The organism is Cryobacterium gelidum, from assembly GCF_004403985.1.
Lineage (GTDB): Bacteria > Actinomycetota > Actinomycetes > Actinomycetales > Microbacteriaceae > Cryobacterium > Cryobacterium gelidum.
This window is the reverse complement of the sequence record NZ_SOHL01000009.1, coordinates 134,698-157,960: the sequence shown is the minus strand read 5'-3', so window position 1 is coordinate 157,960 and position 23,263 is coordinate 134,698. Positions and strand designations below refer to the sequence as shown.

The following is a 23,263-nucleotide window of genomic DNA, read 5'->3' as shown; positions in this document are numbered from 1 at the left end:
ACTTGCCCGGGGGTTTTCTGCTCCTGTCCCGAAAGAGGGCTGTCGTGGTCAAAGCAGTGCACCGTGCATTTCAGCGTCGGCTCGTGGGCATCGTGGCGATAATCGGCCTGGCAGCTAGCACCGTGTTGCCGTTCGCGATCGTTGATGGCATGCCCATTATTACCGCGGCGGAGACGACCGGGGTGGCACCCGTCGACTACTCCGCGGTCGTCTGGACCGCCGGGTGGCAGGGCGAGATCGACGCCTGTCGGGGTGCGGTCGACGTTGGCCACCACTACGGAACCCCGGTCATTGCCGAGCATTGGTTCTGTGGTGGTTCCCTTTTTCCCGGGGAGGGCAGCACGATCACCCTCACCGGCGCCGTCACCGGGACTTTTCGGGTTGGGCCGGTCGCCGTCGTGCTGAACGCGGCCACCGACAACGCCGCGTCCATTCCGCACGGCTTCGATCTGCTCTACCAGACCTGTCGTGACGGCTCGAGTGCCACCATGTCGTTCACGGAGCTCAATCGGATCGGGTAGCCGGAATCGGGTCGCCTGCTCCCGTCATTCGCTCCTCGGCCGCTGGAACCGAACCGTTACCGGCGACGCGCCTGGGCAGGGCGAACACGAGCGCGAGAGCGAGAATGGCGAAACCGGCGCTCACCGCCATGGCCATCGTGGCGCTGTGCGTGAAGGCCGTGGCCAGGGCATCCGCTCCGGGGCCGGTCACGGTCAGCGTGCCGAAGAACACACTGCCGATCACGGCAATACCGACCGCGCTGCCGACGCGCTGCATCACGCCGACCACGCCGCTTGCGCCGCCGGCCTCGGATCGGTCGACGGTCGCGACGATGAACGACACGTTGGGGGCGATGAAGAATCCGCTGCCGAGGCCCGCGAGGAACAGAGGTGGAAGCAGATGCCAGTTGGTCAGGTCACCCGGAGTGGTCAGCAGCATGACCAGCCAGATCCAGATCAGGCCGATCGTGACGAGGGCCACGCCGACGACGAGGATGGTGCGTCCGAGGCGTTTGGCTAGTCGGTCGCTCTGCGACGCGCCAAGAATCGTGCCGATAGCGAACGGAATGGAGACGAGGCCCGACTCGAGCGCACTGCGCCCAAGACCCGCCTGCCAGAGAATAGAAATCGTAAAGAAAATGCTGGTGAATGCTGCAAAATAGACCAGCGCGAGAACGACGCCGCCGGTGAATGCCGGGTGCGAGAAGAGGTGAGGGGGAACGAGCGGGTTGCCGTCACGTTTGGCCACGGACACTTCCCAAGCGCCGAAAGCAACCACGAGGAGCACTCCGGCCGCGAGAGTGAACACGGTCCAGAGTGGCCAGCCCTGGTCCTGGCCCTCGATCAGTGGTACCAAAAGCGCCACCAGGCCGGCCGAGATGAGCACGAGTCCGAGCCAGTCGACGCCCGTGCGCGAAACCTGCGTCGTTTGGGGGAGCGCGACGCCGCCGGGCAGGAGAAAGACCGTGGCGATCAGGGCGAGGATGCCGATTGGCAGGTTCACCCAGAACACCAGACGCCAGCCGTTCTCGACGCCGAAGGCCTCGATGATGAGGCCGCCGACGATCGGGCCGAGTGCGGTGGAGACACCGATGACCGAGCCCATGATCGCGTAGGCCTTGCCGCGGACTGCCGGCGGGAACATCAGCTGAATGACGGCGGTCACCGCGGGCACGAACATGCCCCCGGCCAAACCTTGCACGACGCGGGCGATGATGAGTTGCAGGTCGTTCTGGGAGAGGCCGCAGGCGAGGCTCGCGAGCGTGAACAGAGCCAGGCCGGTGAAGAACACCCATTTGTGGCCGAAACGATCGCCGACCCGGCCGGCCGGAATGAGCGCGAGGCCGAAGGCGAGGGCGTAGCCGGAGATGATCCACGACAGCGTCGCCTCGCTGGCGTCGAGGCTCGTGCGGATGCTCGGCAGCGCCACGTTCACGATCGTGGTGTCGAGCAGTGCCATGAACATGCCGGCGAGTAGCACTATCAGTGCCTGCCAAGCCCGGCGTGGAGCGCCGGGAGAAGCGCCGGGAACGGGGGTAGAAGTCATGCGCGGGATCCATTCGCGCCGGTCTCCCGGCGATCCTCGGCAGGAGCAACGCTGATGCCGACAGGCGATCCTACAACACAACCCCCCACTCCAATGGAGTGGGGGGTTGTGTTGTATCTACTGCTGTCGGGGTAACAGGATTTGAACCTGCGACCTCGTCGTCCCGAACGACGCGCGCTACCAAGCTGCGCCATACCCCGATGGCCCGTGGGCCTCAATCAGTATAGGCGCACTACGCCTCCCGCAACGAATTGAGGGAGCAGTTAGCTGGCAGTCAGGGTGAGCAGGGTCGCCTCGGGCGGACAGGCGAAGCGAACCGGCGCGTAAATCGAGGTGCCGAGGCCCGCCGAGACGTTCAGGAACGCGGTGCGCAAGCCGTGGTTCCAGGTGCTCAAACCCTTCACCTGGCGCCGCGGAATATCGCAATTGGTCACGAGCGCACCAAAACCGGGCACGCAAACTTGGCCGCCGTGGGTGTGGCCGGCCAGAATCAGCTGTGCGCCGTGATTCACGAAGGAGTTCAACACACGTTGGTACGGTGCGTGCGCGACACCAACCGTGAGCGTGGACCGCGGGGCCGCGGCTTCTTCCGGGTCGGGCCAGACGTCGTCGCCGAGCGGATCGTTGGCCCGAAGATCGTCGATCGCGCGCGTGATCAAATCGAGCCGGTCACGCCCGATGTGCGGGTCGTCGACGCCGAAGAACTCCACGTGGGTGTCTCTAAGATCAAGGGACTCGGCCGCATTATTGATGTCGGTCCAGCCGAGATCGGTAAACACCCGGCGTAAGGCGTCGGTGTCGAGCTCATCCCGACGCACGGCGCGCAAACGCGACGGGCCGCCGAAGTAGGTGAACGGGTTCTTCAACTGCGGCGCGACGTAGTCGTTGGAACCGTTGACGAATACACCGGGAATGCCCCGGAACGGCGCGAGGGCATACTCGATGCCACTGACGCCGTCTTTATGCCCAAGATTGTCGCCGGTGTCGACTACGAGGTCGGGCTCCAGCGCGGCGAGGCTGCGCACCCACTCCTGCTTGTTTTTCTGCCACGGAGCCATGTGCAGGTCGGAGAGGTGCAGCACCCGGATGGGAGCCGAACCCGGCGCGAGCACCGGAACGCTCACCTCACGCAGGGTGAACCGGGTGCGCTCCACGAGCGCACCCCAGGCGAAGGCGGCGAGGCCGACGGCGCCAACAGCCGCGAGCGTCGCGCCGATGAGCTGTCCGCCGTCACCGAAGCGACGATGCGCGGTCATCCGTTCTCGCCGTTGTTGTTGCCCTTGTCGGGCGCGGCTGGGGCGGGCGCGGTGAACTTGCCGATGACTATGGTCACGGTGTCCCCAGGGCGGCTGGCCGTTCCCGCTCCGGGCTGAATCGCAAGCACCTTGCCGTCCTGGGCTTTGTCGGTGGTCGGCTGTTCGGTCTTGGCCACGGTGAAGGTGTACGGAGCCCCGGTGAGTGTGCCGCGGGCATCCGTTTCACTCTTGCCGATGACGTCGGGAACGGTCACGCCGGTGCCGTCGCTCGAGAATGCCGTGACGGTGGCACCGCGAGTAGATGCCGAGCCGCCGGCCGGGTCCGTACTGGCCACCGTACCGGCGGGCAATGCTGAGCTGGTCACGCCGCCGTCGACGAACAGGAATCCGGCCGCCTCGACGGTGCTCTTGGCTCGGGCCATTGACTCGCCGCGCACATCGGGAACCGGAACGGCCACCGCGTTGATCACGCTGGAGGAGGCTTCGGGAAAGGCCTCGCCGCCGTACTTGGCGTTGGCGACACTCATGACGTCGGGCCAGACGTAGTGGCGGATCTCGGACGCGCGGACGCCGTTGAGGGTAGTGAAGCGCTGATTCTTGAACGGGCCGCTCACGTTGACCACGCCGACGACGGTGGCAACCTTGCTGCTGGCACCGCTCATCCAGGTGTCTTTGGCCTTGTCGGTGGTTCCGGTCTTACCGATGATCGGTTCCCGGGGCGAGGTGCGCCGGCCCGAGGCGGCGGCTGTTCCATTGCCGGTTGTCGTGGTCTGCATGGCGTACTGCATTCCAGCGGCCACCTCCGGTGACACCGACTGCGTGCACGTCGACTTGGGGATCGGCAGCTCGGCTCCGTCGGAACTGATCATGCTGCGAATAACGACAGGGGTGCAGGTCATGCCGTTGTTGGCGATGCCGGCGAACGCGACCGCCATGGAAAGCGGGGCGATGTAGTTCGTGCCGATTACCGATGAGGCGTTCTGGCCGAGTTCGCCGCCGCTTGCCGCGTGCACGTCGAAGGCCTCAGCGGTCTTACGAATTCCGCAGAGGTCGAGCTTTTTGGCCATACCGATGAAGCCGGTGTTGATCGACCGGGTGGTCGAGTTCAGCGCCGATTCATTGGGGCCACCCTCGCCGCCGTCATTGCGCGGGCTGAACCCTTGGGCGTCATAGTTCTGCGGCCCGAAGCAGCTGTCCTGGAATGTTCCCCAGTTTGACTTGACTCGAGAGTTGACCCGTTCGGTGAGGGCGTGCCCCTCCTTGAGCCACTCGGCTAGTGTGAAGACCTTATAGGTTGAACCGGGTTGAAAGCCGCCGGAACCGCCCGTGGCGCGGTCTGTGTTGTAGTTGATGCTGGTGAAGGTGCTGCCGGCGGGCTGCTCCATCTGGCTGTAGTCCTTGTTCTGCGCCATGGCGAGCACCTCGCCGGTTCCCACCTTGACGCTCGAAACCACCCCGCCCACATCCCAGCCGGGATACGTCTTGGGGACGTACTTGTTGAGGGAAGTCTCCGCGGCAGCCTGCAGGTCGAGGTCGAGCGTGGTGTACACGTCAAATCCGCCGCGCTGGAAATTCGCGAGGCGCGTGTCAGCATCCTCGCCGAAGGTGGGATCGGACTTCAGGATCTTGGTGACGTAGTCACAGAAGTAGGCGCTGCCTCCGGCCGTCTGGCAGCCGGTGCTCGGCACGGTGATGACCGGCTCGATCGGCGCTGCGATGGCGGCGTCGTAGTCGACCTGGGCGATCTTGTCGTGCTTGAGCATCTCATCGAGGATGTAGTCGCGACGCCCCTTATTGGCGGCATACCCGTTGGCCGCGCCGTTGGTTTCGCTATCCGGGCGATCGAGCTGGAACTTCACCGGATTGTTCACGATCGCTACCAGGCTGGCCGCCTGCGGCAGCGTCAGGTTCAGCGCGGTGGTGTTGAAGTAATAGCTCGCGGCGGCTTCGATGCCGTAGACCGATCCGCCGAAGCCGGCGATGTTCAGGTAGCCGCGAAGGATGTCGGCCTTCTCGTACTTCTTCTCGATGCCGATGGCCAGACGCATCTCGCGCAACTTGCGGTCAGCCGTCGTTTTGGTGGCATCGCTATAGCAGGCCTTGGCCGCGTCGACATCGGTCATGACCTCGCACTTTTGAACGAGCACGTTCTTGACATATTGCTGGGTGATCGACGAGCCACCACGGGTTCCGCCGCCGGCCAGGGTTTGCACGGCGCCGTTGAAGCTGGACTGAATGTCCACGCCGCCGTGCTCCATGAAGCGGGGATCTTCGCCAGCAATCGCCGCATCCTTGGCGAACTGGCTGATCGCGTCGGACGCCACGTCGACCCGGTTCTGCTCGTAGAACGAGGCGAGGAGCACGCGAGAACCCACCGGATCCTCGGCGTTGGTCGACGCGTAGATGTTGCTTTTCTGAGAGAGCCGATCGATGGAGAGATACTCGGGCAGGCTGTCGAACACGTTGATGGTGTTCGTAGCAGCCATGCCAGAGAGGGCAACGGCTGGGGCGACGGCGGCGGTCACGAGAATGCCGGCGACGGCACTCATCCCGACGAGACCCAGGAAACCCCCCAGAGCCCCGCTCACGGTTCGATTTTTGGCAGACATAGAATTGAGCTTAAGCGACAAATCTGAATGCCCGCCTCAATAGGAGCCACATGCCCACCTGGGAATACCTCACAACGCCGTTGATGATCCACAATACGGCCGCCATTTTGAACAACTGGGGCTCTGATGGGTGGGAACTCGTCCAGGTCGTAGCCGGCCCAGAGGGTGGCCTGGTTGCTTACTTGAAGCGCCCGCTGGCGCCCAGGCAAGAGGCATAAGCGTGTCGCACATCGAAGCACGCCTGGCCGAATTGGGCATTGAGCTGCCGAGCGTCGTGCCTCCGGTGGCCGCCTACCTGCCCGCGGTGATCAGCAACGGGTTCGTCTACACCGCTGGTCAGTTGCCCATGGTCGCGGGGGCGTTGCCCGCCACCGGCAAGGTCGGCGACGGCCACGGCCTCGTTCCCGCCCCTGACGCACAGGACTATGCCCGCACCTGCGCGCTCAACGGCCTCGCCGCCATCAAGAGCGTGATCGGATCGCTCGACCGCATCACCCAGGTGGTCAAGGTCACCGGCTTCGTCGCCTCCGATCCGTCGTTCACCGGCCAGCCGACCGTCGTCAACGGCGCCTCCGATGTACTCGTCGAGATCTTCGGCGACATCGGTCGGCACGCGCGGTCAGCCGTCGGCGTTGCGGTGCTACCGCTCGACGCCCCGGTCGAAGTCGAGCTCGTCGTCGCGTTCGCTTAACGCCTCAGGGGGCGTTTAGACGCGCGTCGGCCGCGCGGGCCGGGGCATCCGCCATGAAACGGATACCCCGGCCCGCGTGCCGTATTTCTGCGCCGGCTGTTCGACCCACATGGTGATCAGCTGGGCGAGCAGCGCGCCCGCCACCACGATGGGGAAACGCACGAGATACAGACTGAAGCTGACCGAGCCGAGCCAGGCTAATAGGTGCCCTCTCGCTGGATGGCTGGAAATTTGGGCGTGCGCGCACGCGGCCAGAAGGCGACCGTAGCCACAATCACACAGGCGCCGGCCACCCGCAGCGCCAGGCGAGCAGAACCTGCAACGGGGACAGCGTGGCCCACCAGCCAACGGAGCACAGCCTCACGCCGCCACTCGACTCGTAGGCTGTGGCGATCTGCGGCACCGTCATAGAGACACGTGGTGTACCAGCACAATGATGGCGGCCACCCCGCGCAGAGCATCGAGCCGGCCGGGGCGACCCCGCACGGGTACCGCTGCTCGAGTCATGCCCGCACAGTAGGGCGGAAAGCTCAGTCTCGGGGGTGCGCCGCACGACTGAGGCCGCCGTCCGGGTGGATAGCGGCCTCAGTTTTTTGCGGGTGGTGCGCGCTACTTTCTAATCTGCGCTGCGATGGTGTTCATCACCATGGTGTCGGCGAGGGTCGTCGTGTCGCCGACCTCGCGGCCCTCGGCCACATCGCGCAGCAGGCGCCGCATGATCTTGCCCGACCGGGTCTTCGGCAGCTCGTCGACGATGAAGATGTCACGCGGGCGGGCGATTGCACCGATCTGTTGGGCGACGTGGGCCCGCAGAATGCCGGCGATGTCCTCGTGGGAAGCGATCTCAGCCTGGCTGAACTTGATCACGACGAACGCGACGACGGCTTGGCCGGTCGTCTCGTCGGCTGCACCGACCACGGCGGCTTCAGCCGTGAGCGAGTGCGCAACCAGGGACGACTCGATCTCGGCGGTGGACAGGCGGTGGCCCGACACGTTCATCACGTCGTCGACGCGGCCGAGCAACCAGATGTCACCGTCGTGGTCGAGACGGGCGCCGTCGCCGGCGAAGTACAGCGGGCCGTCCTTCGCGCCGGTCGTACCCTCGAATTTGTCCCAGTAGGTCTCCTTGAAGCGTTCCGGATCGCCCCAGATGCCGCGAAGCATGGCCGGCCAGGGCTGCGTGACCACCAGGAGCCCGCCATTGCCATGGCCAACATGCACGCCGTCATCATCGAGCACGTCAACGGTGATACCCGGAACTGGAACCTGGGCAGCGCCCGGCTTGGTCTGCGTGAGGCCCGCGAGAGCCGAGACCATGATCGATCCGGTCTCGGTCTGCCACCAGGTGTCCACGATCGGCGTGAGGTTGTTGCCGATGACTTCGCGGTACCACATCCAGGCCTCGGGGTTGATGGGCTCGCCCACCGAACCGAGCACGCGTAGGCTCGACAGGTCGAACTTCTGCGGAATCTGACGGCCGAGTTTCATGAACGTACGGATAGCCGTCGGCGCTGTATACAGAATCGAGACCTTGTACTTCTCAATGATTTCCCACCAACGGCCGGTGTGGGGGGAGTCGGGGGTCCCCTCATAGAGCACCTGGGTTGCGCCGTTGGCAAGTGGTCCGTAGACCACGTAGCTGTGTCCGGTGATCCAGCCGACGTCGGCGGTGCACCAGTACACATCCGTTTCGGGCTTGAGATCAAACACAGTCTGGTGGGTGAACGCGTTTTGCGTCAGGTAGCCGCCGCTGGTGTGCAAGATGCCCTTGGGCGCGCCGGTCGTGCCGGATGTATACAGGATGAAGAGCGGGTTCTCGGCCGGAAAACTTTGCGCTTCGTGGTCGGGGGAAGCGGTTTCCATGGCATCGGCCCACCAGGTGTCGCGGTCGTTCCACTGCACGTCCTGGCCGGTGCGCTTGACGACGAGCACGTTCTTCACCGAGGAGTCATTGGTCTGCAGTGCGGCGTCGACGGCGGGCTTGAGGGCACTGATTTTGCCCTTGCGGTAGCCGCCATCGGCCGTGATGACGAGCACGGCGTTGGCGTCGTCGATGCGCGAGCGCAGGCTTTCGGCGCTGAATCCGCCGAAGATGACGGAGTGCACGGCGCCGATGCGCGCGACGGCGAGCATGGAGATGACGGCCTCGGGAATCATTGGGAGGTAGACGGCCACGCGGTCGCCGGCCGTGACGCCGAGCCCGAGCAGGACGTTCGCGGCCTTTTTGACTTCGGTGGTCAGTTCGGCGTAGGTATAGCTGCGAGAATCGCCCGGCTCGCCCTCGAAGTAGAGCGCGACGCGATCGCCGTTGCCGGCGAGAACGTGGCGGTCGAGGCAGTTGTAGGCGACGTTGAGTTCGCCGTCTTCAAACCACTTGGCGAACGGTGGGTTGGTCCAGTCGAGGGTCTTGGTGAACGGCTTATGCCAGTGCAGCAGATTACGGGCCTGATCAGCCCAAAACATGGCAGGGTCCTTCTGTGCCTCGGTATACAGGTCTGGTGTCGCCGCTGTCTGTGCGGCGAACTCCGGGGTGGGCGCGAATCGACGCGTTTCGTGCAGAAGGGTGTCAATTTTAACCGTCATATGTGTAGTTCGCTCCTTTGCGGTACGTGCATGCGGGACATTGCCAGCTCAATTGAACCCTACCGGTTCGCGGCCAATCTCTGTATACAGAGCAAAAAAAATGGGGAATTCGCCCTCGCGGGAAGGTGATTTCATACCCCCCAGGCGAGGGTCCTCTCAAATGAGGACATTGGACTTGCATTTTGTCGCGGGCTGCGTAAACTAATCAACGTCTGAACGAAAGTTTTGACCGGCATCGCGTACGGTTCCCCCCAATCTGCGCGGTGCTAGGCGGCACCTGTTCCCCCCAATAGGTGCCGCCCCTTCTGTTTAAGCGTGCGCTCACAAGGTCGCGCCGTCACGGCTCGCGCACCGCATCTGTTTTGTCCCTCCCCAGTCCCATCGGGCGCCACGCTCTCCACAGATTCTGCAGGGCGAGTTGGTGCGGCGCTGGCTGGCTCTAGCGTCGGAGCATGGGTCAGCCCTTCGTCGCCGTTCCGTCTTACACAGTTGCTTCCCCTTCCCCTTCGGCAGGAGCGGCAGCCCCGTGGGCTGCGCCGTGGACAAGCCCGGCTGTGGCGCATCCGTTCGATGCCCGGCCGGTATCGGCACCATTGCCGCCGAAGTTCCCTCGGCATCGCTCGGCAACAATGGATGCCGCTGGCGCCGTGCCGCACACCGGAGCACCGGGCGCAGTCCCGGCCCCAGGCGGGAGCGTGCGCCTCGACGTACGCGCGCTCGGCCCACTGGCCGGCTATGCCGCGAACCCTGAAACCACAGACCTGTTCGTCAATGGGGGGTCAGGGCTCTGGATCGATGCCGGGCACGGCCTCACCTTCGCGCCGGCCTGGCGGGTCGGTGAATCCGAGGTGCGCGAGTTGGCGGTGCGGCTGATCGCGCTGGGTGGGCGGCACATCGACGAGGCGAGCCCCTGCGTCGACGTGCGTCTGGCCGACGGCATCAGAGTGCACGCCGTGCTACCGCCAGTGTCAAGCACGGGAACGCTGCTCTCCATTCGGCTGCCGCACGCGGCGAATCGAAGTCTCGGTGCGCTCGCTGACGCCGGTCTATTCGGCGTGGGGGAGGCATCCGCTGCCCGCGTGAATCGACTGCGTGCTGCAGTGCTCGGGCGCCAGAATCTGCTCATCACCGGTGCCGCCGGCAGCGGAAAGACCACCTTGCTAGCCGCGTTGCTCGGCGAGGCGCCGGCCGACGAGCGCATTGTCGCGATCGAAGACGTCGCGGAGCTGCGCATTCGGCATCCGCACGTGGTCGCCCTGGAGGCTCGGCAGGCCAATCTGGAGGGGGCCGGCCGCATCGGCCTCGAGGCGCTGCTGCGGGAGGCGTTGCGCATGCGCCCGGACCGGCTTGTGCTCGGCGAGTGCCGCGGGTCGGAGATTCGGGAGCTGCTTGCCGCCCTCAATACCGGGCACGACGGGGGAGCTGGCACGCTGCACGCCAATTCGCTCGATGATGTGCCCGCCAGGCTGGAGGCGCTCGGAGCTCTCGCTGGAATGAGCGCCGCGGCCGTGGCTCGGCAGACGGTGAGCGCGATTGGGCTCGTGCTGCATCTGGAGCGTACCGCCGGGGTGCGCCGGCTCGAGGCGGTCGGACGGTTCACCCTCAGCGACCGAGACCGACTCTCGATCGAGGAGGTCTGATGCGACCCGGGTCGACAGCCTCGATCGGCCACTATTTTGCGGGGGGAGCGTCCGGCCATGCGGCGCGGTGACGTGGTGCCGCCGATCGAGGAGGTCGCGGCGGTGACGCAGCGACTTGCCGTGCTGCTCTCGGCCGGCGTCTCCCCGGTGTCGGCGTGGGGGTATCTCATGCCGGCGCGGGCCGGGGCGGTGATGCCGGCTGTTGCGCCGAGCGCGGCTAAAAGCGGAGTCGGGTCGCCGCAGGCTGCGGCGACGACCCGAATTCTGCGGGCCGCGGCCAGGGCTGCGGCCCGTGGCGACAGCGTGGCCGACGCGATCGCTGGGCAGGCACATCGACAGGCTCGAGAGAAGCAGGTGGCGGGCGGCTCCGCGCGCGCGGCAGTTGCAGGCCGCGCCCGGCGGCGGGGCGACGCGGCCGTTCAGGCCGAGCGCGCCTGGCTCGGACTTGCCGCGGCCTGGCAGGTGGCCACTCAGGCCGGTGCACCGTTGGCCGGGTGCTTGCGTGAGCTTGCCGCGTCGCTGCGCGAACTCGCCCAGGTGCAGCGTGATCTCGAGGTGGCGCTGGCCGCCCCACGGGCGACGGCCCGACTGGTGATGGTGTTGCCGGTGATCGGAATCGTCTTCGGCAGCCTCATGGGATTCGATTCCCTACACACCCTGTTCGCAACCCTGCCGGGACTGGTTTGCCTGGGCGGTGGCGCACTGTTGATGCTCGCCGCCGCAAGCTGGAACCGCGCGCTGGTTCGCCGAGCGGCCCCGACCGATCTGACCCCGGGGCTGCGACTCGAACTCATGGCTATTGCCATGTCCGGCGGCGGGTCCATCGACCGTTCGCGAGCGCTGGTGCGTGCAGCAGCCGAGCGCTTTGGTATTGCGCCCGGTGCAGGTGCAGGTGCAGGTGCAGGTGCAGATGCAGATGCAGGTGCAGATGCAGGCGTCCGTGCCGACGGCGACGACCCGGTTGACCGGGTGCTTGACCTGTCGTCACGGGCGGGCGTTCCGGCGGCGGAACTGCTCCGCAGCGAGGCTGAACAGTTGCGGCGCGATGCTCGCAGTGCCGGGCAGCGCCGTGCCGCGACGCTGTCGGTGACGCTGATGCTACCGCTCGGGCTGTGTGTGCTGCCCGCGTTCATGCTGGTCGGCGTGGTGCCGCTGCTGATCAGCGTGCTCTCCTCCACACTGACGACCTTCTGAATCTATCGACTGATGAGCGGATGCGGCGGCGTGCGCCGCCAGGTCCGGGCAGAGTGAACCTGCTCGTGCCGCCCAACCCGCGTCAATGGACGCAGAAGGAGACGAGTCTGTGAATACAAAGATCGCGGTGACCACGAAAACTGAAGTACCAAAAACAACCGCACTGCGACGGCTGGCGGACGAGGCCGGAGCAGCGACGGCGGAATATGTGGTGGCCACGATGGCCGCGGTCGGGTTCGCCGGACTGCTCATCGTCATTCTGCGCAGCGACGAGGTGCGCGGAATGCTCACCGATCTGGTGCGACGTGCCCTCAGCGTGGGATAGCCGGGCGGGCCGATCGTTTTTTGCGAATCGGACGAGTGCGCGGCGTCTCGACAGCAGGGGGAGTACGACCGCCGAATTCGCCACGGCGCTGCCAGCGGTCGTACTCGTTCTGGCCTGTTGCCTTGGTGCCGTGCAGGTCGTCGGAGTTCAGGTGCGGTTGACGGATGCTGCCGCAACCGCCGCGCGGGCGCTCGCCCGCGGCGACAGTCCGGGGCGTGCCGCGATGCTGGTGCAGCAGGCGGTATCGGGGGCCAGCCTGTCCACGGAAGGGCGCGGCGAGTTTGTCTGTGCCCGAGTCACTGCCCCCGGCCTGACCGGCATATTCGCGGGCCTGACCCTCGAAGCGCGCTCCTGCGCCCTGGCCGGTGGATTGTGAGCGCGCACGATGATAATCCCGCGATCGGGGCCGCCGGGATCGGAACCGCCGAGATCAGGCGCAGCGAGCGGGGAGCGGGGTCAATCCTCGCCCTGGCGGTGCTCGCTGCGACCGTGCTGTTGACGAGCCTCGTCGTGGCGGTCCTCGCCCTGCTCGCCGACGCACGGTCTGTAGCAAACGCGGCCGACGCCGCCGCCCTCGCTGCTGCCGACACCGCCTCCGGCGCAATCGCCGGCTTCCCCTGCGAAGCAGCGGAAGCCGTGGCGACGCTGAACGAGACGGCCGTCACGCAGTGCATGGTGATCGGGCTGGTCGCATCCGTTTCGGTCCGGCGCCGGGTGCACGGCATCGATATCTCCGCGAGTGCCCGGGCCGGGCCGCCGGCCGGTTAGCGCGCGCCCGAGCGCGGTCGGTTGACGCCCCGCAGCGAACTCGTGGACGAACGATTTAGGGGAGGAGCGCCTCGAGGTAGCGGTACTCGACCGCGCTCGGGCGACCGGGGGAATCGGAACCCTCGAACTCCAGGCCGGCGCCGCGCGCATAGAGATAGCGCTTGCCGGAGTCGGCCGGAATCTCGATGCGGGGCTGAGGATCACCCGAGTCGAGGAAAGTCGTCGTGATTGTCTTGCCCTGAAGGGGCCCGTCCGTCAACTTCGCGGTGTATGTGGCCGTCATTGTACCCATAGGACTATTCTGCACTCGGTCAGGCAAACATCAAGGGTTTGGGATTGTCGTGATGAGCACCGAGAGTGAACTGAGCAATGGCTGGGAGTGCCGTGTATGCGAGCGGGACGCGCCGAGACGCGCCCGTCGATTAGGCGGGCACTCCATTCCGGTGTGTATGGTGTGCCTTGGCCCATGATTCGGTCACTATGTATAAAGAGGAGTCTGGTGCCAGGCACTAAGAAGCTGGTCATTGTTGAATCACCGACCAAGATGAAGTCGATCGCCGCGTATCTCGGCGACGGCTACGAGGTTTTGTCTTCGGTCGGTCACATTCGCGATCTGATCGAGCCGAAAAACCTGCCCCCCGAGCTGAAAAAGGGCGCACTCGGCCGCTTTTCGGTCGACGTCGAAAACGGCTTTGAACCGTACTACGTGGTGAGCGACGCCAAGAAGAAGACCGTCAGCGAACTCAAGCGGGCACTCAAGAATGCGAACGAACTCTTGCTCGCAACTGATGAGGACCGCGAGGGCGAGGCAATCGCCTGGCACCTGCTGCAGGTGCTGCAGCCCAAGGTACCGGTGAAGCGGATGGTGTTTCACGAGATCACCAAGGACGCCATCCTCGCCGCCAAGGACAACACCCGCGAACTCGACACCGCCCTCGTCGACGCGCAGGAGACCCGGCGCATCCTCGACCGCATCTACGGCTACGAGATTTCCCCGGTGCTCTGGCGCAAGGTCGGCCCCGGCCTGTCCGCCGGACGCGTGCAGAGCGCCGCGACCCGCCTCGTCGTCGACCGGGAGAAGGAGCGCCTCGCATTCGTCTCCGCCGGCTACTGGGACCTGCTGGCGCGACTGGCAGCATCCGCTTCAGAAACTGACCAGGCGTTCGACGCGAAGCTCGTGCGTCTGAACGGTGAGCGCATTGCCACCGGTGGCGACTTCGATGACTCCGGTGCACTCAAACCCGCCGTGAAGGCCGTCACCCTCGACGCTTCCGCTGCCCAGGCGTTGACGATCGCGCTGCGGACCCCCGGCGTCAAGCTCGAGGTCAGCAAGGTCACCTCGAAGCCCTACCGGCGCAGCCCGGCCGCACCGTTCACGACCTCGACCCTGCAGCAGGAAGCGGCGCGCAAGCTGCGCTTCACCGCCCGGCAGACCATGAGCGTCGCCCAGTCGCTGTACGAAAATGGGTACATCACCTATATGCGTACCGACTCCCCGTCGCTCGGTCAGCAGGCCCTCACAGCCGCCCGCACCCAGGCGGCTGCGCTGTACGGCGCCGAGACCGTTCCGGATGCTCCGCGCGCCTACAAGGGCAAGAGCAAGAACGCGCAGGAGGCGCACGAAGCCATTCGTCCCTCCGGCGACACCTTCCGCACCCCGGCTTCACTCGCCTCGAGCCTGCGCGGCAACGACTTCAAGCTCTACGACCTGATCTGGAAGCGCACCGTCGCTTCACAGATGAAGGACGCCACTGGCTCGACCGCTTCAGTGACTATCGCGGCCGGTCCGACCGGCACGACGGAGCACCCCTCCGCGTCGGGTGCGCTCGCCGAATTCGGAGCCAGCGGAACGGTCATCACCTTCCGCGGCTTCATGCTCGCCTACGAGGAGTCGAAGGACGAGGAGCGCAACGCGTCGACCGACGCGACCGAGTCGAAGCTGCCGCCGCTCGAAGAGGGCCAGACGCTGACCCTGCTCGATCTTGAGGCCAAGGGCCACGAGACGACCCCGGCTGCTCGCTACACCGAGGCCAGCCTGGTCAAGAAGCTCGAAGAGCTCGGCATCGGCCGCCCCTCGACGTTCGCGTCGATCATCTCGACCATCACCGAGCGCGGCTACGTCACGCCGCGCGGCCAGTCGCTCGTTCCCAACTGGATCGCCTTCTCGGTGGTGCGTCTGCTCGAAGAGTTCTTTAGCGACCTGGTCGAATACGACTTCACCGCCGAGATGGAGGACGACCTCGACCGCATCGCCGGCGGCGAAGCCAACCGCCTCGACTGGCTCAACAGCTTCTATTTCGGCAGCGACAAGCATCGCGGCCTGCGACAGGTCATCGACAACCTCGGTGAGATCGACCCGCGCGTGATCAACTCGGTCACCATCAGCGACGACATCACCCTGCGCATCGGCAAGTACGGTCCCTACCTCGAGGTCGTCGACCCCGACGCCGCAGCGGATGCCCCGCCCCGCCGCGTAAACATTCCGCCGGAACTCGCCCCCGACGAACTGACCGCGACCAAAGCCCGCGAGCTCATCGACGCCCCGATCGTCACCGATCGCGTCATCGGACTCAACCCGGAGAACGGTAAGGAGATCGTTGCGAAGGACGGCCGGTTCGGACCGTACGTCACCGAGCTCGCGCCAGCCCCGGCCGAGCCCGATGTTCCGGCCATCGCCGCACCGGTCGAAACTATCGATCCCTCCACCGGCGAGGTCACCGTGCCCAAGCCGAAGCGCAAGCCGGCCGCGAAAAAGGTGGCCGCCGCGGACAAACCGCGCACAGCATCCATTTTCAAATCTATGGATCTGGCCACGGTCGACCTGGACACGGCCTTGCGGCTGCTCGCCCTGCCGCGCACGGTCGGGCTCGACCCGGAAACCGGCACCGAGATTCTGGCCCAGAACGGCAAGTTCGGCCCGTACCTGAAGAAGGGGATCGACACCCGGTCGCTCACGAGCGAAGACCAGATCTTCGAAATCGACCTGCCGGGCGCGATCGAGCTCTACGCCCAACCCAAGTACGGTGCCCGCCGTGCGTCGAGCGCCCTGAAGGAATTCGAAGCGCCTGACCCCGAGAGCGGCAAGGCGATCAAGATCAAGGACGGTCGGTTCGGTGCCTATGTGACCGATGGGGTCACCAACGCGACCATTCCCAAGTCGGAGGACATCGAGGAGATCGACTTCGACCGGGCCGTGGAGCTGCTCGCCGACAAACGGGCCAAGGGTCCGGCCGCGCCGCGTACGAAGGCACCGGCCAAGAAGGCCACGGTCAAGAAGCCAGCCGTGAAGAAGCCGGCCGTGAAGAAGGCGCCGACTGCGGCCGCAAAGGCGGCTACCGCCAAGAAGGCGGCCGCTACCCGAGCCGCGAACGCGGCGGCCAAGGCCGCGTTGAACGGCACGGTCGCACCTGTGACCGCGGCCAAAAAGACTGCGGTCAAGAAGCCCGCTGCCAAGAAGACACCGGTGAAGAAGGCACCGGTGAAAACGGCAGCCAGTTCGGTCGCTGAATCCGCCGCGACGACGACGGTCGCGTCGAAGGCTGCGCGCCCGGAGTGACCGGCCTTTTCATCACCCTCGAGGGCGGCGACGGATCCGGAAAGACCACACAGGCGCAGTTGCTCACCGACTGGCTCGAGGAACGGGGGCGCACCGTCGTGCGCACGCGTGAGCCCGGCGGAACAGATGTCGGGGTGGAGATTCGGCAGATCGTGCTGCACCACCGCGGGGAGGTCGACCCGCGCGCCGAGGCTCTGCTCTACGCCGCCGACCGAGCCCAGCACGTGGGTACCAAGCTGCGGCCGGCGCTCGCCCGCGGGGACGTGATCGTGCAGGACCGCTACCTGGACTCCTCCGTCGCCTACCAGGGTGCCGGGCGTGTGCTCGGCGCCACCGAGGTGCGCGACCTGTCACTGTGGGCGGCGGAAGGATTGCTGCCCGACCTGACCGTGCTGCTCGATTTGGACGAGGTAACCGCGCGGGCTCGGCTCGACGCCGATGACAAGGTCTTCGACCGGCTCGAAGCCGAGAAGAACGACTTCCATGCCCGAGTGCGCGCTGCGTTCCTCGAGCTCGCCGCGGCAGAACCCGACCGTTTTCTCGTCGTCGACGCCGCCGCCCCCGCCGCCGAGATCGCCGCCACCATCCGAGGCCGAGTGTCCCCCCTCCTGTAGCGGCCCCGGAGCGCGTGCGGTGTCGGTGGCGCGGGTTACCCTTGACTCATGGCAGTGTGGGACAACCTAACGGGACAGGCCGACGCGATCGCCATCTTCCGGGCAGCGGCGCAACGGGTACCCTCCGGCGTCGATACCGTCAAGGCGGATACCGGCGCGATTGGTAGTAGCGTCTCCACCGTCGAGTCGACCTCGATGACGCACGCCTGGCTCATCACCGGGCCACCCGGTTCCGGCCGCTCCAACCTCGCCTTCGCCTTCGCTGCGGCCCTGCTCAGCCCGGGCACTCCCGACGGTGACCGCGCGGCCGCTCGTCAGGTCGACGCGCGCACCCACCCCGACCTCAGCGTGCTCACCACCGAGGGCGTCATTATCAAGATGGAATCCGTCAAGGAGGCCGTCGCCCGCTCGCAGTATTCGCCGTCGGTCGGTCGCTACCGCGTCGTCGTCGTGGAAGACGCCGACCGCATGGTCGAGCGCACCTCCAACGTGCTGCTCAAAGCCCTTGAAGAACCGCCGGAACGCACCGTGTGGATACTGTGCGCGCCGAGTGAAGCCGACCTGCTCCCCACCATCCGCTCGCGCGTACGGACCGTGCGCCTGCGCGTACCGAGCGTCGCCGATGTCGCCGACCTGCTCGTGCGGCGCAACGGCGTCGACCCGATCATCGCCGAACTGAGCGCCCGCCTGGCGCAAAGCCACATCGGTATGGCCCGGCGGCTCGCGACCAGTGCCGAGGCGCGGGCACGGCGCGAGGAGACCCTGCGCACGGCCCTCGGCATCCGTTCGGTATCATCGGCCGTCAACGCGGCGGCGCGACTGCTCGCGATCGCCGGCGACGACGCCAAGGCGATCACCCTCGAACTCGACGCAGCGGAGCGCGACGGCATGCTGCGCTCACTCGGCGTCGAGGCCGGGCAGTCCGTGCCGCCGGGGCTGCGCAGCCAGATCAAGGCCCTCGAAGATGACCAGAAACGCCGGGCCGTGCGCAGCCTGCGCGACGGGATCGATCGAATCCTGGTCGACCTCGCATCGCTCTACCGCGACGTGATCATGGTGCAGCTCGGGCGCGAACGGACCGTGATCAACCTCGAACTGCTCGCCGAACTGCGCGCCGCGAGTGCGGCCGGCCCGCCCGCCGCGACGGTCGCCACGATAGACGCGATTGCCGTTGCCCGCCAGCGCATCCAATCCAACGTGGCACCGGCGCTCGCCCTCGAGGCGATGCTCGTGTCGGCGATCCGTCGTCCACAGTGATTCCCAGCCGCTGTCGGTAGCCTGAAGCGCAGCATCCGCTTCGCGCCATGAAAGAGGAACCCGTTGAATCGACGCATTCGCGCCACTAGCCTCACTGCCGCCGCTGTGGCCCTCACGCTCGCTCTCAGCGGATGCGCGACCTGGTTCGCGAAGGACGCTGGCCCCGCCGTTTCCACCCCCACCGGCGAACAGGTGTCTGCTGGCCTCGACCCGTTCTACAGCCAGGTGCTGCAGTGGGAGGACTGCGGGGACGGCCTGCAATGCACAAAGGCCACCGCGCCGCTCGACTACACCGACCCGGCCGCCGGCAACGTGTCGCTGGCCCTGATCCGCCACGTCGCCACCGGTGGCGACCGGATCGGCTCGCTGCTCGTCAACCCCGGCGGACCGGGTGGTTCCGGGTACGACTTCATCAAGGATTCCCTCGACTACGCCACCGACGACACCCTGCAGGCGAGCTTCGACGTCGTCGGTTTCGACCCCCGGGGCGTCGGGCGTTCCTCGGCAGTCGCCTGCTATGACTCGTCCCAGATGGACGAGTACGTCTACGGGCTGACCACGGCCGACCGTGGCACGGACGCCTGGATCGCCGAGCTCTCGGCCTCCTCCGCTGCCTTCGCGGCGGCCTGTGCCGAGCAGACCGGGCCGCTGCTCGGCACGGTCGATACCAAGAGCGCGGCCCGTGACCTCGACCTGCTGCGCGCTGTGCTTGGCGACACCCACTTGAACTACCTGGGTTTCTCCTACGGCACCTACCTCGGTGCCACCTACGCCGAGCTCTTTCCTGAAAAGGTCGGCCGTCTCGTGCTCGACGGCGCCGTCGACCCGTCGACCAGTAACTTCGAGGTGACCAAGACCCAGGCGGTGGGCTTCGAAAATGCCCTGCGCGCTTATCTCACGGACTGTCTCGCTGGTAAGGACTGCCCGTTCCGCGGCAGCGTCGACGGCGCGATGACGACCATTGGCGCGCTGCTGAGATCCGTCGACGCGAGCCCCATCACGGCCACGGATGGCCGCCAGCTCGGCGGAAACGCGCTGCTCACCGCGATCATCTACCCGCTCTACCAGGCCACCGCGTGGCCGCAACTGAGCATCATGTTTGACACCGTGCTGAAGGGCAGCGCCGAGGGCGCGTTCCAATTCGCGGATGCCTACAACGGCCGCGACGCCGACGGGAACTACACCGATAACTCGACCGAGTCGTTCGTGGCCATCAACTGCATCGACTACGCCTACAACGCCGACCCGGCCTCGATGCGGGCCGAGGCCGCCGAGCTCGAGGCTGCTGCGCCCGTGATCGGCATGTTCATGAGCTACGGCGACATCGGCTGTGCCAACTGGCCTTACAAATTCACCGGAGAGCGCACGGAGATCCACGCGGACAAAGCGGCACCGATTCTCGTTGTCGGCACCACCAACGACCCGGCCACCCCGTACGTCTGGGCGCAGCAGCTGGCCGCGCAACTCACCAGCGGCACCCTCGTGACCTACGCCGGCGAAGGGCACACGGCGTACAACAAGTCGAATTCGTGTGTGAACGACGCCGTCGATTCCTATCTTGTTGACGGAGTAGTGCCGGCTGCCGACCCACAGTGCTAGTCGAAGGGGCAGGTCTGTGAGGTGTGACAAGGCGCGGTGAAATATTTGGAGCATTTCGATCGAAACCGAAGTGCCCGGACGGCGTGAGTTCAAGCCTCGCCACGGGGTCCTGCAGGAAACGCCTATCCGTTCGACCTGCGCCTCGCCACACTGCCTCATTCGCCGAGGTGTACAGAATCACTCGCAGAAACGACTAGGCTTGAGAGCTGTGTCACCGAGTGCCTCATGGGGCGCTTCGGTAACGCCGCCTTAGCTCAGTTGGTAGAGCATCTCACTCGTAATGAGAAGGTCGTCAGTTCGATTCTGACAGGCGGCTCCACTAGAAATCCTGGTCGGAGTCAGTTTCCGAAACCGTATCAGTGGTATGTTTGTCCGAATTTGCCACATTCGCGCACAATTTGCCCACATTTGTTCGAAGTGTGCGGTTATTGAGGGTGTCTGCAACGGCGTCTAAGTCGTCTTCGAAGCCACCCATGGGTTTCAGGAATCCCGATTAAATGATAGGTGAAGCAAACGCACCAACACGCTGGTTTGTGGGCACGGGACGCCGCTTGATCCATCGATCCAGTTCAACGATCGGCAGAGGGCGAGAGATACTGTATCCCTGAGCTTGATCGCAGCCTAGGCGGGCCAGCTCTTTGTAAGCGTTCTGGCATTCCACGCCTTCGGCCACGATGCGCAGCCCAAGACCATGGGCTAGCGCGACGGTATACGACACCAGTTTGGCGGCCCGGGCATTGTCGCCCATACTCATCACGAATGATTGATCAAGTTTCAGTTCATCGATAGGCAGGTCACGCAGATAGGACAACGAGCTGTAGCCAGTTCCGAAGTCGTCAATGGCAATTTGAATGCCGCTGTCCCGCAATCGCGCAAGGATGGTGTGCGCCCGTTCTCGATCGGCCATCAGAACATCTTCCGTGATCTCCAACACAAGCGCTGAAGCTGGCAAGCCGCGTGCCGCGATCATGGTGTCGATGCGGGTGGGGAGGCTAGCGTCAATGAGGGAGCTGGCAGACAGATTGACTGCCATTGTCAACGGCTCCCCGCGCGCCTGCCATGTCGCGGCCTGATCCAACGCCTTCTCCAGCACAGCAAAGGTCAGGTCGTGCATCAACCCAGCCTCCTCAACCAAGGCGAGGAACTTGTCGGGGTACAGCAGGCCTCGACCGGGATGATTCCAACGAACAAGGGCCTCGACCCCGCACACACCGCCGGTGGCCAGATCGATTTTGGGCTGGTAATGGAGGATCAACTCATCTTCGAGAGAGGCGCCGCGTAGTTCCTGCAGCAGGTGCAGTCGATCCTCGCTGCTTTTGTTTTCGGCAAAAATCTGGTGTCCGGAGCGTGCCGCCTTGGCCGCATACATTGCCATGTCGGCTTTCCGGAGCAAGCCCTTCAAATCTTGGCCATGGTCCGGAAAAAGCGCAATCCCAATGCTGGCGTTAGCCTGCAGGGCAATGCCCTCCAGGGTGAATGGCTGGGCCAAGGCCGCCCGCACCTTGGTGGCGACCACAACCGCTTGCTCGGGATGGGTGTCGCTTAGAAGCACCGCGAATTCGTCCCCGCCCAGCCGGGCGAGCAGATCGTTTGCGCGCAATTGTTCGGTGAGGCGCTGCCCTACCTGCACGAGCAGCCGGTCGCCGACATCATGCCCCAAGCTGTCGTTGACTTCCTTGAACCTGTCAAGATCTAGCAGCAGCAGTGCACCCGGTTGGTTGTGTAAGACTGCCAGCCGGTTCGGGACATCGGTGTAGAAGGCCCTCCGGTTCAGCAACCCGGTCAAGTCGTCCGTACGAGTCTGATTACGCAGGTCGGCCATTTTTAGGAGCTGGCGATAGGCCAGGTGCGTGCGTACCGCCGCCGCGACGAGGGCGAGGCTCGCCAACGATATTGCCAGCCACGACAACCTGATCTGACTGCTCACGATCAACACTCCCAGCCCCGCAGCCGTAGCGAGCGCCGGCACGACCAGCGTCCAGCCGGACGTTCTCGGCCGGCTCATCGCGTCGTCGAGAAGGACCGTACCATCCACGCCCACAGCCATCAAGGCAAACGCGACAGGCCACCCAGCGTCGAGGACAGATCCGATGACGTAGCCGCCGTCACTAAATACCTGCGCCGAAAAGGCAAGGTCCGATGCGGTGAGCACCAACAGTCCGGCCACCAGAAAGCTCCAACGCCGACCCGAATCCAGCCCGGTCGCGGAAACCCCAACAACCACAGCAAGTACCACCAGATCAAGCGAGGGGCGACTGACGGTAACCACGGTCTCGAGCGACACCGGTCCTAGCAGCGACGACTCCAACACCGGGTTTAGCAATACCGCTAAAACCGAAGCCGCGCTCAGCGCTCCCACCGCGCTATCAATGAGGATAGGCCACGACGGCCGCCGCAATTGGCTGTGCACCAGCGCGCTGAGCGCAACCAGTGCAAAGAGGTAAAAGAAAATAAACCCGACATCAGCAGACGACGGGAAGGTCAGTGCTTGGTTTCTAGAAAGCATGAAAACTGAGTAGGTGTCGGCGAGTGCGAAGGATGCGGCGGCGGCTGCTGCAAAGGCAAGTTGTGCCCGCCGCAATCTAGCCCGGAAAAATGCCATTACACACACCACAGTCGGCATGCACAGAGCGATCGTCCGCAGCCACCCGTCCACGACCGGATTGAACCCATCATCCGGAACTGCAAGCCCGATGACGTAGGCACCCACGATCAGCCACATGGAACACATCACCCACGAACTGGCCCGGCGCTGAACGCCCACGGAGTGCGCGTTCGAGCTCGCTCGCACGGATGTCTTCACAAGCAACCCCCAGAATCATCGTGTTGTTCACCGAACAGCCTCTGTGATCTGCTGCGGGCATTCGGCAGCCGAATTAGTGGGTTCGTCTACGAAGCCACCGGCTGATGATAACGATAGTGGACGTTATGCGGGCGGCGACGAGCGAGGCGTTGAAGACACTGCCGAGGTGTGCCAGCGCGTGGATCTGTCCGAGTCGGCGTTACCAGGCGTCGGTGGGGTGTCTTTGCAGCTCGTTGACGATAATTTCAGCGGCCAGGCATCGCCGCTTTGTCGCCGTCTCATGGTGAACTGTCGTGCAGTAGTCGGAGGTGAGACACCGGGT

General features: G+C 65.2%; 19 protein-coding genes and 2 tRNA genes. 13 read left to right on the top strand and 8 right to left on the bottom strand.

Annotated elements, in window-relative coordinates:
• Positions 1–44 precede the first annotated feature (44 nt).
• A complete protein-coding gene (locus E3T50_RS06015) occupies positions 45–521 on the top strand; it encodes a hypothetical protein (RefSeq protein ID WP_134551033.1) in 477 nt (158 codons plus the stop codon).
• On the opposite strand, the gene E3T50_RS06010 is transcribed toward E3T50_RS06015, so the two are convergent.
• From E3T50_RS06010 to E3T50_RS05995, 4 genes are all read right to left on the bottom strand, one after another.
• Positions 505–2,046 carry an MFS transporter gene (locus E3T50_RS06010; RefSeq protein ID WP_134551032.1) on the bottom strand — a complete coding sequence of 514 codons (1,542 nt, stop codon included), beginning with the start codon at positions 2,044–2,046 and terminating at the stop codon, positions 505–507. The genes E3T50_RS06015 and E3T50_RS06010 overlap by 17 nt on opposite strands.
• A gap of 126 nt (positions 2,047–2,172) precedes the next feature.
• Positions 2,173–2,246 (bottom strand) — tRNA-Pro (locus E3T50_RS06005).
• A gap of 63 nt (positions 2,247–2,309) precedes the next feature.
• Positions 2,310–3,302 (bottom strand): metallophosphoesterase, encoded by a 993-nt coding sequence (locus E3T50_RS06000; protein ID WP_134551031.1) that lies wholly within the window; start codon positions 3,300–3,302, stop codon positions 2,310–2,312.
• A complete protein-coding gene (locus E3T50_RS05995) occupies positions 3,299–5,890 on the bottom strand; it encodes a transglycosylase domain-containing protein (protein WP_241990786.1) in 2,592 nt (863 codons plus the stop codon). The genes E3T50_RS06000 and E3T50_RS05995 overlap by 4 nt, the downstream gene beginning before the upstream one ends.
• A 71-nt stretch (positions 5,891–5,961) precedes the next feature.
• Here E3T50_RS05995 and E3T50_RS16165 point away from each other — a divergent pair, with 71 nt between their 5' ends.
• Together E3T50_RS16165 and E3T50_RS05990 are read left to right on the top strand one after the other, a co-directional pair.
• Positions 5,962–6,129 carry a Sp36 family protein gene (locus tag E3T50_RS16165; protein WP_166783875.1) on the top strand — a complete coding sequence of 56 codons (168 nt, stop codon included), beginning with the start codon at positions 5,962–5,964 and terminating at the stop codon, positions 6,127–6,129.
• A gap of 2 nt (positions 6,130–6,131) precedes the next feature.
• Positions 6,132–6,602 (top strand): RidA family protein, encoded by a 471-nt coding sequence (locus tag E3T50_RS05990; RefSeq protein ID WP_134460665.1) that lies wholly within the window; start codon positions 6,132–6,134, stop codon positions 6,600–6,602.
• Positions 6,603–6,617: 15 nt separating this feature from the next.
• Here the strand turns inward: E3T50_RS05990 and E3T50_RS16160 are convergent, their stop codons facing one another.
• Positions 6,618–6,764, bottom strand: coding sequence for a hypothetical protein (locus E3T50_RS16160; protein WP_166784215.1), 147 nt, complete (start codon positions 6,762–6,764; stop codon positions 6,618–6,620).
• Between the two features lie 447 nt (positions 6,765–7,211).
• Positions 7,212–9,185: an acetate--CoA ligase gene (gene acs, locus E3T50_RS05985; RefSeq protein ID WP_134551029.1), complete on the bottom strand. Its 1,974-nt coding sequence runs from the start codon at positions 9,183–9,185 to the stop codon at positions 7,212–7,214.
• Positions 9,186–9,880: 695 nt separating this feature from the next.
• Between acs and E3T50_RS05980 the strand changes: the two genes are divergently transcribed.
• The 5 genes from E3T50_RS05980 (at position 9,881) to E3T50_RS05960 (ending at position 13,112) form a co-directional block, all read left to right on the top strand.
• Positions 9,881–10,825 (top strand): TadA family conjugal transfer-associated ATPase, encoded by a 945-nt coding sequence (locus E3T50_RS05980; protein ID WP_241978335.1) that lies wholly within the window; start codon positions 9,881–9,883, stop codon positions 10,823–10,825.
• A 57-nt stretch (positions 10,826–10,882) separates the two neighbouring features.
• Positions 10,883–12,019 (top strand): type II secretion system F family protein, encoded by a 1,137-nt coding sequence (locus tag E3T50_RS05975; protein WP_241990785.1) that lies wholly within the window; start codon positions 10,883–10,885, stop codon positions 12,017–12,019.
• Between the two features lie 127 nt (positions 12,020–12,146).
• Positions 12,147–12,344 (top strand): DUF4244 domain-containing protein, encoded by a 198-nt coding sequence (locus E3T50_RS05970; protein WP_241978334.1) that lies wholly within the window; start codon positions 12,147–12,149, stop codon positions 12,342–12,344.
• On the top strand, positions 12,325–12,720 hold the full coding sequence (locus tag E3T50_RS16760) for a TadE family type IV pilus minor pilin (RefSeq protein ID WP_198417954.1): 396 nt from the start codon (positions 12,325–12,327) through the stop codon (positions 12,718–12,720). Before E3T50_RS05970 ends, E3T50_RS16760 begins: the two co-directional genes overlap by 20 nt.
• Entirely contained in the window at positions 12,717–13,112 is a 396-nt protein-coding gene (locus E3T50_RS05960; protein ID WP_241990783.1) for an Rv3654c family TadE-like protein, read from the top strand. Before E3T50_RS16760 ends, E3T50_RS05960 begins: the two co-directional genes overlap by 4 nt.
• A 55-nt stretch (positions 13,113–13,167) precedes the next feature.
• Here the strand turns inward: E3T50_RS05960 and E3T50_RS05955 are convergent, their stop codons facing one another.
• Positions 13,168–13,404 carry a hypothetical protein gene (locus E3T50_RS05955; RefSeq protein ID WP_134460651.1) on the bottom strand — a complete coding sequence of 79 codons (237 nt, stop codon included), beginning with the start codon at positions 13,402–13,404 and terminating at the stop codon, positions 13,168–13,170.
• Between the two features lie 207 nt (positions 13,405–13,611).
• On the opposite strand from E3T50_RS05955, the gene topA reads away from it, so the two are divergent.
• The 5 genes from topA to E3T50_RS05930 all read left to right on the top strand — a co-directional run bounded on the left by topA (position 13,612) and on the right by E3T50_RS05930 (position 20,457).
• Positions 13,612–16,668, top strand: a complete 3,057-nt coding sequence (topA, locus tag E3T50_RS05950) for a type I DNA topoisomerase (RefSeq protein WP_134551027.1) — start codon at positions 13,612–13,614, stop codon at positions 16,666–16,668.
• A complete protein-coding gene (gene tmk / locus E3T50_RS05945) occupies positions 16,665–17,282 on the top strand; it encodes a dTMP kinase (protein ID WP_134551026.1) in 618 nt (205 codons plus the stop codon). Before topA ends, tmk begins: the two co-directional genes overlap by 4 nt.
• 48 nt (positions 17,283–17,330) lie before the next feature.
• Positions 17,331–18,539, top strand: a complete 1,209-nt coding sequence (locus E3T50_RS05940; protein ID WP_134551025.1) for a DNA polymerase III subunit delta' — start codon at positions 17,331–17,333, stop codon at positions 18,537–18,539.
• A gap of 63 nt (positions 18,540–18,602) precedes the next feature.
• Positions 18,603–20,138, top strand: coding sequence for an alpha/beta hydrolase (locus E3T50_RS05935; protein WP_134551024.1), 1,536 nt, complete (start codon positions 18,603–18,605; stop codon positions 20,136–20,138).
• Positions 20,139–20,381: 243 nt separating this feature from the next.
• Positions 20,382–20,457: transfer RNA gene (locus tag E3T50_RS05930), tRNA-Thr, on the top strand.
• 174 nt (positions 20,458–20,631) lie between these two features.
• Here E3T50_RS05930 and E3T50_RS05925 read toward each other — a convergent pair.
• Complete coding sequence (locus E3T50_RS05925; RefSeq protein ID WP_166784214.1) at positions 20,632–22,860, bottom strand: putative bifunctional diguanylate cyclase/phosphodiesterase; 2,229 nt, start codon at positions 22,858–22,860, stop codon at positions 20,632–20,634.
• Positions 22,861–23,263 lie beyond the last annotated feature (403 nt).

Bases quoted from the DNA above. Each gene is read 5' to 3' on its own strand.
- E3T50_RS06010 (WP_134551032.1), bottom strand. From the start codon at position 2,046: ATGACTTCTACCCCCGTTCCCGGCGCTTCTCCCGGCGCTCCACGCCGG.
- E3T50_RS06000 (WP_134551031.1), bottom strand. From the start codon at position 3,302: ATGACCGCGCATCGTCGCTTCGGTGACGGCGGACAGCTCATCGGCGCG.
- E3T50_RS16165 (WP_166783875.1), top strand. From the start codon at position 5,962: ATGCCCACCTGGGAATACCTCACAACGCCGTTGATGATCCACAATACG.
- acs (WP_134551029.1), bottom strand. From the start codon at position 9,185: ATGACGGTTAAAATTGACACCCTTCTGCACGAAACGCGTCGATTCGCG.
- E3T50_RS05975 (WP_241990785.1), top strand. From the start codon at position 10,883: ATGCGGCGCGGTGACGTGGTGCCGCCGATCGAGGAGGTCGCGGCGGTG.
- E3T50_RS05955 (WP_134460651.1), bottom strand. From the start codon at position 13,404: ATGGGTACAATGACGGCCACATACACCGCGAAGTTGACGGACGGGCCC.
- E3T50_RS05940 (WP_134551025.1), top strand. From the start codon at position 17,331: ATGGCAGTGTGGGACAACCTAACGGGACAGGCCGACGCGATCGCCATC.
- E3T50_RS05925 (WP_166784214.1), bottom strand. From the start codon at position 22,860: ATGTGGCTGATCGTGGGTGCCTACGTCATCGGGCTTGCAGTTCCGGAT.